The 15,000-nt window shown below is 45.6% G+C and carries 15 protein-coding genes; 3 read left to right on the top strand and 12 right to left on the bottom strand.

Annotated elements, in window-relative coordinates:
* Positions 1-304: 304 nt before the first annotated feature.
* From K2F33_RS21900 to K2F33_RS21860, 9 genes are all read right to left on the bottom strand, one after another.
* Entirely contained in the window at positions 305-1,459 is a 1,155-nt protein-coding gene (locus tag K2F33_RS21900) for a GntR family transcriptional regulator (protein ID WP_263878581.1), read from the bottom strand.
* A gap of 173 nt (positions 1,460-1,632) precedes the next feature.
* The gene (locus tag K2F33_RS21895) at positions 1,633-2,358 is read right to left on the bottom strand and encodes a copper amine oxidase N-terminal domain-containing protein (protein WP_263878580.1); all 726 of its coding nucleotides are present in this window, start codon (positions 2,356-2,358) and stop codon (positions 1,633-1,635) included.
* A gap of 264 nt (positions 2,359-2,622) precedes the next feature.
* The gene (locus K2F33_RS21890; protein WP_263882417.1) at positions 2,623-3,327 is read right to left on the bottom strand and encodes an enolase C-terminal domain-like protein; all 705 of its coding nucleotides are present in this window, start codon (positions 3,325-3,327) and stop codon (positions 2,623-2,625) included.
* Positions 3,327-3,773 carry a hypothetical protein gene (locus K2F33_RS21885; RefSeq protein ID WP_263878579.1) on the bottom strand — a complete coding sequence of 149 codons (447 nt, stop codon included), beginning with the start codon at positions 3,771-3,773 and terminating at the stop codon, positions 3,327-3,329. The genes K2F33_RS21890 and K2F33_RS21885 overlap by 1 nt, the downstream gene beginning before the upstream one ends.
* 89 nt (positions 3,774-3,862) lie before the next feature.
* Positions 3,863-6,229, bottom strand: coding sequence for an AraC family transcriptional regulator (locus K2F33_RS21880; RefSeq protein WP_263878578.1), 2,367 nt, complete (start codon positions 6,227-6,229; stop codon positions 3,863-3,865).
* A 94-nt stretch (positions 6,230-6,323) separates the two neighbouring features.
* Positions 6,324-7,205 (bottom strand): carbohydrate ABC transporter permease, encoded by an 882-nt coding sequence (locus K2F33_RS21875; protein WP_089547575.1) that lies wholly within the window; start codon positions 7,203-7,205, stop codon positions 6,324-6,326.
* Positions 7,206-7,218: 13 nt separating this feature from the next.
* On the bottom strand, positions 7,219-8,181 hold the full coding sequence (locus K2F33_RS21870) for an ABC transporter permease (protein ID WP_263878577.1): 963 nt from the start codon (positions 8,179-8,181) through the stop codon (positions 7,219-7,221).
* A 70-nt stretch (positions 8,182-8,251) separates the two neighbouring features.
* Positions 8,252-9,844: an extracellular solute-binding protein gene (locus tag K2F33_RS21865; RefSeq protein WP_412973938.1), complete on the bottom strand. Its 1,593-nt coding sequence runs from the start codon at positions 9,842-9,844 to the stop codon at positions 8,252-8,254.
* 283 nt (positions 9,845-10,127) lie between these two features.
* On the bottom strand, positions 10,128-10,589 hold the full coding sequence (locus K2F33_RS21860; protein ID WP_263878575.1) for a DUF6843 domain-containing protein: 462 nt from the start codon (positions 10,587-10,589) through the stop codon (positions 10,128-10,130).
* A gap of 246 nt (positions 10,590-10,835) precedes the next feature.
* Between K2F33_RS21860 and K2F33_RS21855 the strand changes: the two genes are divergently transcribed.
* Entirely contained in the window at positions 10,836-11,768 is a 933-nt protein-coding gene (locus K2F33_RS21855; protein ID WP_263878574.1) for a DMT family transporter, read from the top strand.
* Here the strand turns inward: K2F33_RS21855 and K2F33_RS21850 are convergent.
* Positions 11,765-12,646, bottom strand: coding sequence for a helix-turn-helix transcriptional regulator (locus K2F33_RS21850; RefSeq protein ID WP_263878573.1), 882 nt, complete (start codon positions 12,644-12,646; stop codon positions 11,765-11,767). The genes K2F33_RS21855 and K2F33_RS21850 overlap by 4 nt on opposite strands.
* Before the next feature lie 197 nt (positions 12,647-12,843).
* Here K2F33_RS21850 and K2F33_RS21845 point away from each other — a divergent pair, with 197 nt between their 5' ends.
* The gene (locus tag K2F33_RS21845; protein WP_163876780.1) at positions 12,844-13,413 is read left to right on the top strand and encodes an NADPH-dependent FMN reductase; all 570 of its coding nucleotides are present in this window, start codon (positions 12,844-12,846) and stop codon (positions 13,411-13,413) included.
* Positions 13,414-13,434: 21 nt separating this feature from the next.
* Positions 13,435-13,746 (top strand): Dabb family protein, encoded by a 312-nt coding sequence (locus K2F33_RS21840; protein WP_263878572.1) that lies wholly within the window; start codon positions 13,435-13,437, stop codon positions 13,744-13,746.
* Positions 13,747-13,794: 48 nt separating this feature from the next.
* Here the strand turns inward: K2F33_RS21840 and K2F33_RS21835 are convergent, their stop codons facing one another.
* Both K2F33_RS21835 and K2F33_RS21830 read right to left on the bottom strand, forming a co-directional pair.
* Positions 13,795-14,253, bottom strand: a complete 459-nt coding sequence (locus K2F33_RS21835; RefSeq protein WP_145132910.1) for a DUF2269 family protein — start codon at positions 14,251-14,253, stop codon at positions 13,795-13,797.
* 13 nt (positions 14,254-14,266) lie between these two features.
* Complete coding sequence (locus K2F33_RS21830) at positions 14,267-14,995, bottom strand: NAD(P)-dependent oxidoreductase (protein ID WP_145132908.1); 729 nt, start codon at positions 14,993-14,995, stop codon at positions 14,267-14,269.
* Positions 14,996-15,000 lie beyond the last annotated feature (5 nt).

The following is a 15,000-nucleotide window of genomic DNA, read 5'->3' as shown; positions in this document are numbered from 1 at the left end:
GAATAAATAAGTATATATATCTAAATTGCCATATTTTAACTAATTTTCTGTTCTTTTTTAGTCGTTCATATCTAGGGATAACAGCACCTTTGGGTACCATTCTCCGAACACCTCCTACATCTTCGTCGTATCAGGCTTTATATCGCATGGATTTCACATATTCCGGTCTCACATTTGCGTAAGGCATATCGCACGGTTTCCCCTCCTTTATTGCAAGCGGTTTCATTTGTATGATTCAAATATATTCAATATGGTGTAGGATTCATTCCATAATTTCTTCATTCGCATAAAAGTTATCTTCAAGTCAGAAAAAAGGAGATGTTCCCGTCGTCTCGCCAATTACCAATTCCGGCTCCACGAGGGTTTTAATGTATTTTCCGGGTTGGCCGTCATCACTGTTTATGACCTCAAGCAGCGTGATTGCCGCCCGGTAACCCATATCTCGTTCAAACTGTTTAACATGTGTGAATGTGCTGTATCCTTCGATGATGGAAGTCGGATCGTCAAAACTGATGATGGATATGTCCTCAGGCACCTTCAATCCGGCTTGACGTGCCATCTGATGGATTTTCACGCCAAGACTTCCGTTTAGGGTAATATAGGCCGTTGCCATTCGATTTTGGATATATCGGTACAGAGGATGTGTTTCTGCTTGCTCAAGACTTCCGATTTCAAAACCGGTTACGATGTGGGCCGGGTTAATGAGGGATCCCTTTTCCTTTAAGGCATTCATATATCCGTCGATCCGCTCTTGAACGGTAACGGTTTGTATGGGCGAATCAGAGCATATGGCGATTTCACGATGCCCCAGCTCCCATAAGTAATTGACGGCCAGGTTAGCGCCAAGCCTACCGTCGGATGCGATATAATGAGTTTCCACCCCTGGAAGGTAACGGTCGATGAGAACAAACGGAAATCCCGCAAATTTCATGCTTAAAATTTCTTCATTGAATAATTCCTCGTCCACCGGGAAAATCAACAGCCCTTCCACACCAATTTTACTGCAGGTCTGGATCGCCTCTTTTTCCTTCTCAATGCTGCCCTCCGATAAATAGATCACGAAACGGTAATCGTTTTCATTTAGTGCTTGCTGAATCCCTTGGACAAGTCTAATGGTAAAATAATCATAAATGCTGGGCATAATCAGACCGATCAGCCTCGTCTGCATTTCTCCGCTAGTTATAATGGTTTGCTTTTCTGCACTTTTAGAAGATGTCGTCGGAATTTCATATTCCGGATCACTTACAAAGGACCCCTTACCGGGAACTCTTGTAATGATTCGTTCATTAACCAAACCGGACAAGGCATGCACGACAGTAATCTTGCTTACTCCGAAACGCTCCATAAGTTCCTTTTCCGTAGGGATACGGTCTCCAACCTTCAATACCTGGGACGTGATCAAATCACGTATATACTCTTGAACCATCTGATACAAAGGTATTCTGTCCGCTGAGTTCATCCGAATCACCACATTTCATATCAATATATTCAATATATAAAATACGAATGACGAGATCGTTTTATTCCATGTCTGTTCTTTGTTTGATACACAAATAGCAGGCTCCCGATATTTCGGAAGCCTGCTGCTTAATCAATCTGCTTTTTAAGTTAAACAAAATCGTCAGCAATGATTTATTTCAATTTAGCGACGGATACGGCGACCTTCTCCAATTGCGCGTTCGAGAGGGAATGATCCTGCGAGTAGAGCGTAACAAATCGGTCATCGAGTTTAAAAGTCAGCATCGCGGTATCGCTTGGTGTATACCATTTAGCCTGCACTCCATTGGAGAGCGTGACGTTTTTGCCATCATATTCGAAAGCGTAGTCCCGCGGCGATACCTCTACGTTCATGTGATTAAACGTAAACTTGACCGAATCCCCACCAGCAGCTACTTTCTGGAAACTATCATTTTTCACCGCCTGCATTGGCGCATAAGCCGTAGTAAAGCCGTCGAATTTCGCGAATTCTTTCTTAATCGCCTGAATTTGAGAAGTCGAATACGTAACAGCCACAAGATCGGTACCTGTATGGTTTCCTGTATTCCCATTGTTAGGCGCAGAAGGTGTACCAATGGTGATGACACCGGTACGGCTATTATAAGCAACCGATGCCTTCAATGCCTCAGACAGGGCACGGACCGGAAGATAAGTCGAGTCGTTGTATACGATTGGAGCCAATTTGTTCCCTTTTCCATCCGTCGGTACAAACGTTTTTCCATCGATTTTGAAACTGATGTTGTGATTGAGGTAGGCGGAAATTTTCTGCAAGTTGGCACCGGCATAAACGCCTGCCGCTCCGGAAACGGTCATACCTACGACAAGTGCAGCCATAATGGTTCCTTTTACACGATTTTTCATAATTATTCTCTCCCTTGTTGTTTTATTGCCGAAGCAAACGCGATGTCTTACCTTGGTAGAACTCAAACCTTCTTCATATCCCCGTTTATCTTGTTTAAGGCTGGGGTTCCTTATGTACCTAACTATAGAGCGACTTTATCTCCAAACTATCTCCGAATTGTATCCGACTTGTAAACATTTTAGTCGAAATCAAGAGAACTTAAAAAGGCCGCCATGCGGCAGCCTCCTTACAACTTGAATATATACTCGGCTTATTCTTAAGCTTTAAAGGGACCATCCGGATTCCTTGATCAGGTTGGTGACAAGCTCATCGTCGAAGACGATTCCGAAACCGGGGGTCGCCGGAATATGAATCTCTCCGTTTTCGATTCGATAGCCTGATACATCCATGCCTTCAATGGTAATGTCGTCATATTCCACAAATTCGAAGTTTTGCACCGCAGCTGACAAATGTCCCGACGCGTAAATCCCGTAAGCATTGCCGTAACAATGAGGCGCGGACCGCAAACCATGGGCATCCAGCTTTTCGCCTAATTCCATCCAATGCGTGAAACCAGGCGAGATGATATCGTACTGCAGCACATCGACACATCCGCGAATCGCCCACTCCACGAGATGCGGTGAGGCAAGCCCTTCCCCGTCTGCGATTAGAACATTCTGCCCGCGTTGCCGGAGCCATTCCTTCAGGTCCTCGTACAAGGCTTCATCCTCATGAAACGCTTCTTCCAGCCAATACAGGTTCACATCCGTCAAAGCCGCCAATACCTCTTTGGTTAGGTTCAAATTATACGCATTATTTGCATCGATCATAATTTTGCCTGTGGGACCCGCCACTTCTGCAATCCCGCGTACGATCGCAATATCCCGTTTCGTCCCTTCCCAAAGCGGCATATGGCGTCCGCCTCGGCCAACCTTAATCTTAAAATGACGCTGGCCCTTCGCAAAGCCTTGTATCGCTTCTTCTTGCATCAATACGACGGCTGCCTGCTCATCGGAAAGATGTAAATCGTCGAAATATAGAGAGGTGTCATAACATGGGACAACGTATGGGCCCCCCTTTCCAAGTTGGCACCCGATACCAAGTCATATACTGGTTTGCCTTGTCTCTGTCCTAACCAATCTAACACCGGATATTCCAATGGTAAGCGATACGCTTCGCGCAGTCTGCCCCTGTCATCAAATAAGTCAAGCAATCTGCGGCCAATGATGCCTTCGGCCCACTCCGGCGTCATATGTATCGAGCTGCCGTAACCCGTTTGTCCATCGATCGTAATTCTGGCGATATCGACTGTACAGCTTTGGCCATGAATGCCGATTCTGCCATTGGCCCCGGCGCTTCTGGCACGTTCTCCCCTTAACTTGGCGAATTCGATTTTTTCCACGATCCAATCCGATTGTATACCCGTGATATTCATAGGATCCCCCTCCTTCATCAACTCGGCGGTTTCATTTCCCAATGATTCAAATCGTTGACCACATTAAAGAACTATACGCGGTTAGCAGTCTAGGGTATTCGTCTATCACATTTCGTCATACTCTCTCTATATTTACCAGGAGTAATCCCTTCGACTTTCTTAAAAACTCTAATGAAAACGCTGTCACTTGTATAGCCGACCATCTTGGCGATTTGTGCGTTGGTCAGACCAGGATCCGACATCAGTTTTTTTGCGTGATCCATCCGTACGACTGTCAGGTAGTCGTTTAAGTTCTGCCCGCTTACCCTTTTAAAAAATTGTGAGATATATTGCGGTGTGATTTGCAAATGCTCAGACAATAAATTGAGGCTCATGTTGGGATCGGCGTAATTCGCTTGAATGCAAGCCTGTATTTGCAAAAGGAGCTGTTCACTGTGGTCACTCCGTTCCAATTTGAATGATTCGGCAGCCGATAAATACAGGTCCTTCGCTTTTTCAAACATTTCATCGGTTGTTTTACAGGAGAGCAGGAAACGTACAGGATGGATGTCGCCCTCTGTAAGCCTGCGGTACGCCGGAGTATCCGAAGTCATAATACGCAGCAGGGTACTGGCGAGACTGAATAATAGGCATCTCCCCAGCTCAGGAGTGATAGATTCGTCGCTAAAATTCATATCGAACAGCTGTTTAAGCAGAAGGACAACCTGCTCTTTGTCACCGCTTCGAACACAATTGATTAACTGCAGCTCGGTTTCGACGGGGTAATAATATTGCAGCTTTTGCTGGCGGATATCATGATAATAAAAGATCGACAGCTGCCCATTTACCATCCTGTACTCCAAGGCAGCAGCTGCCTCCAAATAGGCTTCTCCAATCTGATGCTGCCCCTCATGAACTCCGCTTATGGCTATACTGATCTCCAGCTTGAATCGGGTCTCCAAAATGCGGTGCAATTCGGTGACGATGTCCTTAACACGGCAAGTCGGATGCTCCAACTGATCCGGCAACAGATTGACGAGCAGGGCCAGCCGGTTTTTCTCCAGGTCTATGGTATGTATCGTATGCAAGTCGTAGATCGAATCTTCAGCCAAATTGGAGATAATAAATCGGACCAGTGCCCATTGTTTTTCACTTTGGTTCGGTGCGAACCGGGTCAAGTCGTCCACTTGAACGAGAATGACGGCAAAATGAGGAAACGGAAACTGGATACCCATAAATTCCAGCGATTGTTTCATTTGCTCTGGAGGCTCATAATAGCCTTGAAGCACACGATGCAAATAATTGGAACGAAGCAAGGGCAGCTGCTGGGTAAGCTTGTTCTTAATACTTCTCTCCTCGTCCCAGGATACCTTCATCATTTCCATGATGTAGTCAAATTCATCACCAGCCGCTTTCTGGGGATGGAACTTTCCGGCCTGTATCGCTTCTACAATTCTTTTGATCGGAAAATAATTTCTATATGTGATTCCATACGCTGCTGCGCTCCCTACAAGAATGCATAACAAGAGAAGCCACAGCGCAAGATGCTCCATTTGTTTTAATTTATGCAAATATAAATTCAATGGCATCACATCAATATAGTACCATCCGACTTGTTCCGAGGTGGTGAAGGATACCATCACATCTTGACCGTTCAGATTGGTATTGAGTAGACCGGTATTCGACTTAAGTTCGTTCAATATGGATTTTGATAAAGGGCTGGCACCGGGTGTACTGCTGATAAGTTCATGATTTTGGTCCACGATATAAACGGAGCTCCCGTTTGCGGACTCGATTTTTCGTGTCATTTCGTGAATTTTGGCTTCATCGATCAGAACGACAAGACTCCCTTTAATCGTGGAGGTGTCTTCGACAGGCAGCGATTGCATAAAGGTAATGACTTTCATAGGGTCATTCTTCAGGCTGCTGTTTCGCTGTAAGGTTGCGGCCGGCAAGTAAGTTTGACTATGGTAGCTGGTCATCTGTTTACGCCATTCTTCATAGGTAAGATGATCAAAGCTATAATATTTATCGTAAAAGCTGTGCGAATCGGTCACGAGGTTCGGTTTGATCACAGAATCACTTCGGTCCAAAAAAATATAGAAATCGTAAACAAAATTGTTGGTCATGTGGGAGTACATTTTTAAATAGTCTCTTGAAAACTGTACCAGATGATATCGTTCGGATAAGTTTTTGCTCTGTGTATCCAATAAATAACGCAGCTTAGGATTAAGTATCATTTGATTGGATAAATGTTCAATATCTTTAAGATTGCTGTCTATATTGAGACGCATTTGCTCCAGCATGCCAAGATTGGAACGTTCCGCATTTGCTTTCATGATATGTTCAAACTGGGTATAGAAAACAAACCAGATGATGATGGGAAGCAGGAGCAGCAGACAATTGGATACGAGCATCCTGATGAATAGGCTTCTTCTTTTGCTTCCGGCATTCTTTTTTCGGATGAATGAAAACATTGCGATCCTCCTAGTATAGAAAAGCTTGCTCACTCCCTATAATTCGGGAAGAGCAAGCTTACTCCCTTCGTTGGATGACCGATTCGTGTGACGATCATTCTTTTAACGCACCGATCAGGACACCGTGCACAAAATACTTTTGCAGAAACGGATACAGACATAATATCGGAAGTGTGGAAATGATAATTGTCGCATACTTGATCGTGATTCCGATATCTAACCGATCTGAGGCCGCTGCATCGGTCGTCATGCTGTCCGTACTGTTCGAGATCAGAATTTCACGGAGAACCAGCTGTAGGGGAAATAACTCCCGGTCACGCAAATAAATCAATGCGCTAAAGTAGGAATTCCAATGTCCGACGGCATACCACAAAATCATGACGGCTATCACGGGCATCGAGAGAGGAACAATGATCCGGCTCATAATGGTCCAGTCGTTCGCTCCGTCGATCCGTGCGGATTCCTCCAGACTCACAGGTACCGCTTGAAATGCGGTTCGCATAATGATCAAGTTAAATGAACTGACAGCTCCAGGCAAAAGAAGTGCCCAAGGCGTATCCAGCATGCCGAGACTGTTCACCAGCAGAAACGTTGGAATGAGCCCCCCATTGAATACCATCGTGATCACGATCATGAACATGATGGAATTGCTGAAATAGACGTTGCGGCGGGAAAGGGCATAGGCTCCAAGCGTCGTCATGAATAAGTTGATGGCAGTACCGCCAGCGACATAAAAAATCGTGTTTCGGTAACCGGTCAGGATCATCGGATTATCCATTACGGCTTTATATGCCTCCAAGTTAAATCCTTTAGGGTAAAACAGCATACCGCGAAATCGGGCCATTTCTGTAGGATCGCTCAAAGAGGCGAACAATACGTATAGGAACGGGTAAAGCGTGACGAAGCAAAGCAGAATCATGAAGCATGAGTTGACGCCGGAAAATATCCATTCACCCAGGCTGCGTTTGTGAAGCATACCGTTTCTCCTTTTACCATAATTTATGTTCACTCACTCGTTTGCTAATGGAATTGGCGAGTACGATCAGAATGAAGCTGATGACCGAATTGAACAGCCCCACGGCAGCGGTATAACCGAAATCGGCTCCAAGAATACCTTTTCTGTATACATAGGTGGAGATGACATCGGCCGTCTCATAGGTTATCGGATTGTACATGAGGATAATTTTCTCGCTCCCGACGGAAAGCATGGACCCAATATTGAGGATGAACATGATCACAATGGTTGGCATAATTCCGGTTAAGGTAATATGCAAGGTCTGTTTCCATCGCCCTGCTCCGTCGATCCGGGCCGCATCATAAAGCGTCGGATCGATATTGGCAATCGATGCGAGATAGATGATAGAGCCCCATCCGATTCCCTGCCAGATGCCCGAGGAAATGTACATGAACCGAAACCATTCCGGCTCCTGCATGAAAGCAATCGGTTGAAGTCCAATCATGAGGAGAAGGTTATTCACCAGACCGTCTCGGGCAAAAAAATCGATCATCATCCCTACCACTACGACGATGGAGATAAAGTGCGGGAGGTAACTTATCGTCTGTACGATCCGTTTAAAAAAGCCCTTCCGAATTTCATTAAGCAATAACGCAAGGATAATCGAAGCGGGAAATGCGAACATCAATTCATAAATATTGATCAACAAGGTGTTCCGAATCAGTCTCCAAAAATAGTAATTTCCAAAAAAGCTTTTAAAATGGTCGAAACCAACCCACGGACTTCCCCAAATGCCGTCTGCAAGCCCGTAATCTTTAAAAGCAATTTGCAGACCATACATCGGTCCGTAATGAAAAACGATATAGTAGGCAATGACAGGCAGCAGTATAAGATAAATGTAGCGATTTCGGATCATGTCCCTTTTAATGATGCTCCATTTCGTGTCTGCCCGTTTCCCCGTTGCCGTCGTCACCATATTTCCCTGCACATTAGGCATGGCTTACTCCTTCTTTGAACACGGGAGAACGGCAAGCCGCGAGCTTTCCGCCTCCAGTTTAGTAGGCTTTTCAGCGGTTGTTGTAGCGTTCCAATCCGGCTTGCTGCATTTTGATCGCATCGTCGAGCCCCATGCTTTTCAGGGTTGCGACATACTCATCGAACTTATTTAGCGATTCTGCGCCCATAATAAATTTAACGATCATTTCATTTTTGTAGGTGTCAACATCGTTCATGATCGAGGCATATCGGCTGTTGTCTTCCCTGGCGATCGTGATCGGGGGCATTCTCTTTTCATTCGAAGGTTCTGCCCATACGGTTAAAGCCTCTTGCTGCTCCGGTCTGGCCGCATATTGCTCCATGTAGCGTACATCCTGCAAGAACGGACCGGCATCAGCGGACAAGACATGCTGTTTAAGGGATTGCGCAAGCGGCAATCCATCCGGATTGTTCATGACCGAGTCCGTATACTTCGGATAACCGTTCTCCATCGTATAGGATACGCCTTCTTTACCGAAGTTCATGATCATTCGTCCTTCTTCACTATAGAAGTAATCGAGGAATTTTACAGTTTCTTTTACGTGCTTGTTGCTTCCGGTAATAGCCGTGAATATGCCTACAATTTGATTGTCCATTTGACCGAATATCGGTTTATCGCCGGACTTTAATGTCGGATAAGGTGTGGCAGCAAGCTTGAATTGCGGTTCCTTGGACTCCATTAAGTCCATAAATCTGCCCAAGCCGCCGCCTACTGCCATAACAGCCGCACCGACCTGATTGCCGGTCATTTTGGCATCGTACATTTTGCTGTCATTGGCTGCAAAGTCTTTGTCCAGCAAGCCCTCATTGTACCAACGGTTCATGGTGGTAAGGTATTCCTTATATTCGGGTTGAACGGGGCCATATTTAACCGTATTTCCTTCGTGATAGAAGCCGTTCGGGATTCCAAAAACACCAGTAAAAGCAAGCTCGCCTGCTCCGATCATGATCGGAATTTCATCCGCCTTTCCGTTGCCGTTGGGATCTTGCTCCTTAAACGCTTTCAAAACGGTGTACCATTCGTCGATCGTTTTAGGAATAGGCAAACCCAACTTGTCCAGCCAATCTTTACGTATAACCGGACCGTCGTGGGTTTGCAGTTTTCTAACGGGGCGGATGAACGGGAAGCCGATAATATCACCATTATCTGTCGACGCCTGCCTTCTCCATTCCGGGTTCTCGTCCAGCAGCTTTTTGAAGTTAGGCGCATCATCCAAATAGTCGTTTAATGGAATGATTTTACCATCCTGAATCGCTTTTTGAGCACCTCCCGGGTAATTATTCCACGAATACTCCACGACATCCGGCAGCGATTTCGAGGCCATCATCAAGTTGAATTGTTCCCCAGCTTGACCTTGGGCCGGGTGTTGGTAATCGATGGTGACACCGGTGTTCTTTTCGATTTCTTTAATAGCGGTAATCTCTCCATAGCTTTTCATAATGGCTGCTGCGTCCTTATGCATTTCTTTCCAATACGATAGGTGGCTCAATGGTTCGGTTGTCTCTGCGGATTTCGTACTCCCCTTTGCGTTCTCCTCACTGCTGCAGCCAGCCATCGCTATGGCGGCTAGCCCCAAACATAAAACGGGTGCAAGCTTATTGATTATTTTCCTGCTCATCTGCATAAATCGTAGCTCCTCCTCAATTTTAGATGTGCTTTTGCCATATTCAGCATAAAGGATGGTGGTTTCTCCCGAAATCGTACAAAATCAGAAAAGGTTTGCCGTTATTAAGATCGACTACTTGCGAAAATAAAACTGAATCGACCATATTAATGAATATAGACGAAAACGCGTTGGTTTCCTTGTCTTTTTTCGGCTGCGTAACCTGTTGTTGTCGTCGGATTTGACAGGAACATCTATCGTTAAAAAATAAAAAGCCGCAGGTGTGCGGCTTTTATCGTTTATCTTAATCGTTTATGGGTTTTATATCTGGAGGATAAACCACTTTCGGGTTTTTGCTTAGCTGAGCTTCAGTTCCAACAAAAAAAGATTCGACTGCCGGATACTGGAGTCCCCCTTGAGCATTTGCCTTTGTAACTGTATGCGAATGAATGAGCTCATCTGGATCTAAAGCTGTCCTGTTGTTTTCTTCGTCAATATAGAAATAATCATCTGTAGTAATGCCATACCTTACATCTTCAGTAGCTGTTTTAAGAACTCCGTTTGATCCAATCTTGTATTGGTATGTACCGTCTTGCGCAATAATTTCGGACACACTTTTTTGGTGATAGATAATAAAAACCCACCCGGTATAGCCTTTAGGAATCAAATAAACATTATGGTTTTTAGGTGAGAAAGTACAAGCTGATAATAAAACAAAAGCTATACTGGCTAATAGTGCCATGCTTAATAAATATCGACTTTTCATCAGTGTTCCCCACCCTTGCATAATAAGTGAAATTCGTCACATTTATCTACGTTTTTAATTATATCCGTGATCTTGATCCATTTCATCCCCCTTTTCGATTGCTTCCGCATTTGCAGGCAGGTCCATCTCAATTTCAACTGTGGTTCTTTTGTACAAAATAAAGAGCACATTGTTCAAGTTCGTTCTACAGCAATGCCTTACACTAATGCTAACGAGGTTCTATTCCAAATCGATGGAGGATGTTCAATGAATCATGCATGGACCTATGTCCGACTTGCCGCCGTATCCGTGTTTTGGGGAGCCAGTTTTAATGCCGGTGAGCTGGCCATTCAAGCGATGCCCCCTTTGACGGTCACTGCTTGGAGATTCCTCATAGCCGCGGCACTCATGCTGTTGCTTCTATTTGTAAAGGAAAAACCATCGTGGAGCACTCTTCGTTCCTCGATCTGGGTCTATATTTTATTAGGGGTAGTCGGCGTTTTCGTAACGAATGCTCTGCAGTTCACAGCTTTGAAGTATACACCGCCGCTTCATCCTGCCTTGATTATGGCTACAAACCCAATCGTAACGGCACTTTTGGCGGTGCCTTTGCTGAAAGAAAACATCCGTAAGGGCCAAATGATCGGGATGTTGTGCTCGATTGCCGGTGTTCTTATGGTCATTACTAACGGGGCTTTTTGGCAACTCACTAACATATCACTTGGAGATTGTATAGCACTGGGAGCGAATATCACCTGGGCACTCTATGGTGTACTGGGACGAAAGTTTCTGACCAACAGCACCCCGCTCGCCACCTCAGCCATCACCATGGCAATGGCTACCATTTGCTTTCTGCCTTTTCTGGATTTTCCCTCATCGGGTATATCGCAAACGACACTCACAACAGCATGGATTTGCATTTTCTTTATGGGGACATTTGGCGCTGTCTTGACTTTTCTTTGGTGGAATCAAGGCATACAGAAAGTAGGTGCAAACCGTACCTCCGTATTCTTCAACCTGGTTCCTGTTGTAACGCTGATGATTTCGGTACTAATGGGGCAGCCGGTAGGTTGGGTTCAAGTCGTCGGTACCTTCATGGTCATATTGGGTGTCGTCACCGCAGTACGGACAAAAAGAACGGGGCCGAGTGGAAATCATGGGCAAAAGCCAACCATCACCGCTCCCGGCCCTCACAACTAAACTCTTCGTGAAGTTTCAAGTGCTTCAGCATGCCTGCTGCTCTGATAATCACTTAGTAAACGCTGCATTTTTTCTATCGTACCATCTTGATGAGGAACATGAATGGAGACGGTCAAATTCGGATCATGTAAATACTGAAACGAAACAAGATCAAAATTCAACTTCCCGAGATTCGGGCAGTGCAGCGTCTTTGGAGCATCTATGGCATCGAGTACTTCATGATCGTCCCAAAACTCCCGAAACTCCCTGCTAACTTGAGACAAGGCATCGAACTGTTCGGACCACCAGGGGTCGTCACCGTGACGCGCATAACCGGCATGAAAATTAGCGACAATCCGTCGCGCATGCAGTTCCCATTGTTCTCCCTTAGCGTAACGGAAGCGGGGTGAAGTAAACGTCATCCATACAAAATTCCGCTCCCGGTCTGACATAGCGGCCAACTCCCCATTCAACGCGCAATAAGCTTCATTCCAGGCAATGATGTTCATACGTGCATCCATGACATTTGCCGCGGACAGGTTTTGGCTATCTAGAAAGCGTTGCAGTTCCGGTGTAACCTTAGATGTTTTCTTTGTTTCAACCAAGGGATATTGCTTACGGGCCAGGTGATACAGATGTCTGCGTTCCGATTCATCTAACCGGAGCACTTCTGCTATCCGATCAAGGACTTCTACGGATACGTTAATATGACGCCCCTGTTCCAAGTAGGTATACCAATCCAATCCTACACCTGCCAACAGAGCCACCTCTCCTCGGCGAAGTCCAGGTGTACGTCTGCGTCCGGAATCCTGTAATCCTGCTTGCTTAGGTGTTATCCTTTCTCGCCGTGAGCGTAAAAATCGAGATAATTCCTCGTATCGGTCCAATCTCTTTGACATAATCCCCATGCCCCCTACTATATTCATGAACGTAGGATTCCCAATCCTACGATAACCAGATCTCTTCCTAGCCTCTTCAGGTTTCATTAAACTCAGTTTATGTCCTCCATAGGAGGAAAAGCAAGAATGGATAAGACAGTGATGAACGCCCCAACCTGTTCTTTTCCATTCGAACCAATCTGATTGAGGTGATGACAATGAAAGTAGCCGCCATTGTCGGCAGCATCCGCAAGGAATCTTTTAATTTAAAGCTAGCTTACTATATTCAACATCGTTATAAGCATCTTTTCCAATTGGATGTGTTGAATATTCGGGATCTTCCCTTTTACGATCAGGATACGGAGTCCGCTCCGCCGCAGACGGTTATCGATTTCAAGGGCAAAGTCGCTGAAGCCGACGCGGTGTTATGGGTCACTCCTGAGTATAATTCAACCATTCCAGGTGTCATGGTAAATGCGATTGACTGGTTATCCCGCGTTGACCAAGTGATGGTCGGTAAGCCCTCTTGGATCGTAGGCTCTTCCATGGGTCTGCTGGGATCGGTGAAAGCTCAGGGCCATCTACGTGATATATTGTTTTCTTCCGGCATTTCATCGCCGCTGTTACCGGGAAATGAAGTATACATCGGCCTTGTGCATGAGAAAATGAACGAGAAGGGTGAGTTGACCGATGAACCTACGATTAAGTACCTGGATCTCGTATCCGGGAATTTCGTGAAATGGGCAAAAGAACAATCCCGATTAAAGCAGCTGCAAAGTCAAGTATAAACGAGAATATGGAGGAAAAAGATGTTTGAGCATATTGTACTATTGAAATTTAAGCCCGATGTTTCGACTGCAAAAAAAGAAGAAGCCGTCATGCAAGTTTATGACTTTAAGGGAAACATTCCGGGTATTACAGAAATTACCGCTGGAATGAACGTTACGGAGGAGAAGGAGCATATGCAGGGGTATACGCTGGGAATCCGCGTCTCTTTTGAGAATCAACAGGCTTGCCAGAACTATATTCAGCATCCCCTGCATCAAGAGTTTTTGCAGACGATTGGCCCAAATGTTGAAGGGATCATCGTTATGGACTACCCCTGGAAAGGTCAGGATTAGAAGAATACACATATTTTGTTATTAAAAAAAGCCGCAGTTATGCGGCTTTTAAAATGGCTTAACGACCATAAGCACCAATACGGCAATCATCAGCAGCATGGCTGTCATCTCGATGGGTACGATCTTTTTTAACTGCAGTCCGAATTCGGCGGGTATGTCATTACCTTGGTCTTGACGCTCAGATATGGTTTTTCTGATCTTTTTCATACGTGGCTCGATCCATCCGTCGATCAGGCCAACCATGAGCAGCGCTAAGAGAATGGATACATTCAGCCACATTTGGGATAACCCCATCTTGGTGATGATCATAAGCCCAACCCCGGTCAGAATAAGTCCGGTTCCGCCAATTTTAGGCATGATGGCCAGTTTGGCCGTTATACCTAATACAAAGTGCAGCTGGCCGACCGTTCTGGCGGATCTCCGAATGATGGGCGTTACGAAAGCGGGGCCGATAAAAGCGATCGAAGACAATATATGCAAAACGAGCAGGAATCCAAATAAACCCATCATCCCCTCCTCCTCAGCTCACTGCGATATTGCTTTGATAGGCTAGACCGACCCTTTTTCTTTTAAACGATCCTTCGAGTTCAAGATGGTCTAACATACACATGACGACATCGTCATAAGCCACATTCAGCTCTTGAAATCTACTGAACAAGTGACCGGCTACCTCTGCTTCGGAAAAGTCCTTGATCGTCTCCTGCATCGGAACGGGCAAGATCTCCGTTGTGACATGCAGATGAGTAGAATCTGAATGCTCTCTCGAATCTGTCATGGTTCCCGGACACATCATGGTCCAATCCAGGTCCGTCCGCTGCAGCCTTTCGAAATTCCGGTTGTGGTTTTTATACTCAGGCGGAAAACCGGGTAAATTGTTGCCGATCCAATCAGTATATGGAATATCCAGCAGGCCGGCTCCTCCCATAACCCATACCCGCCCGGAGAAACTAGGCTCCATTTCACACTGGCTTACAATGTTATCGACGATACGGACAAACTCTTCTCCCTGCCCCGCATGGCCGGCTGCAATAATAGCGGCGTCTTGATTCACAAGTGCCTCACGAACGCTCACCGGGTCCATCATATCGTCCACGATCACTTTCACATGCTTTTCGGAATGCTCACCCAGCTGATCGTAAAGCTTCTCAGCATTTCGCACAAATGCGGTCATTTCATGCCCCATTTGTATCCCTTGTGCCAACACTCTTTTCCCTGTATTCCCCGTCGCTCCAAAAATAATGATTTTCATCGTTA

Source organism: Paenibacillus sp. PSB04, assembly GCF_025809195.1.
Classification (GTDB): Bacteria; Bacillota; Bacilli; order Paenibacillales; family Paenibacillaceae; genus Paenibacillus_AQ; species Paenibacillus_AQ favisporus.
The sequence above is the reverse complement of the archived record's forward strand: the minus strand, read 5'-3'. Positions and strand labels throughout refer to the sequence as shown.

Excerpts from the sequence above, each read along its gene's own strand:
- K2F33_RS21865 (WP_412973938.1), bottom strand. The coding sequence starts at position 9,844 with ATGCAGATGAGCAGGAAAATAATCAATAAGCTTGCACCCGTTTTATGT.
- K2F33_RS21830 (WP_145132908.1), bottom strand. The coding sequence starts at position 14,995 with ATGAAAATCATTATTTTTGGAGCGACGGGGAATACAGGGAAAAGAGTG.
- K2F33_RS21890 (WP_263882417.1), bottom strand. The coding sequence starts at position 3,327 with ATGCAAGAAGAAGCGATACAAGGCTTTGCGAAGGGCCAGCGTCATTTT.
- K2F33_RS21840 (WP_263878572.1), top strand. The coding sequence starts at position 13,435 with ATGTTTGAGCATATTGTACTATTGAAATTTAAGCCCGATGTTTCGACT.
- K2F33_RS21875 (WP_089547575.1), bottom strand. The coding sequence starts at position 7,205 with ATGCTTCACAAACGCAGCCTGGGTGAATGGATATTTTCCGGCGTCAAC.
- K2F33_RS21895 (WP_263878580.1), bottom strand. The coding sequence starts at position 2,358 with ATGAAAAATCGTGTAAAAGGAACCATTATGGCTGCACTTGTCGTAGGT.
- K2F33_RS21855 (WP_263878574.1), top strand. The coding sequence starts at position 10,836 with ATGAATCATGCATGGACCTATGTCCGACTTGCCGCCGTATCCGTGTTT.
- K2F33_RS21845 (WP_163876780.1), top strand. The coding sequence starts at position 12,844 with ATGAAAGTAGCCGCCATTGTCGGCAGCATCCGCAAGGAATCTTTTAAT.
- K2F33_RS21880 (WP_263878578.1), bottom strand. The coding sequence starts at position 6,229 with ATGTTTTCATTCATCCGAAAAAAGAATGCCGGAAGCAAAAGAAGAAGC.
- K2F33_RS21900 (WP_263878581.1), bottom strand. The coding sequence starts at position 1,459 with ATGAACTCAGCGGACAGAATACCTTTGTATCAGATGGTTCAAGAGTAT.
- K2F33_RS21885 (WP_263878579.1), bottom strand. The coding sequence starts at position 3,773 with ATGAATATCACGGGTATACAATCGGATTGGATCGTGGAAAAAATCGAA.
- K2F33_RS21860 (WP_263878575.1), bottom strand. The coding sequence starts at position 10,589 with ATGAAAAGTCGATATTTATTAAGCATGGCACTATTAGCCAGTATAGCT.
- K2F33_RS21870 (WP_263878577.1), bottom strand. The coding sequence starts at position 8,181 with ATGCCTAATGTGCAGGGAAATATGGTGACGACGGCAACGGGGAAACGG.
- K2F33_RS21835 (WP_145132910.1), bottom strand. The coding sequence starts at position 14,253 with ATGGGTTTATTTGGATTCCTGCTCGTTTTGCATATATTGTCTTCGATC.
- K2F33_RS21850 (WP_263878573.1), bottom strand. The coding sequence starts at position 12,646 with ATGTCAAAGAGATTGGACCGATACGAGGAATTATCTCGATTTTTACGC.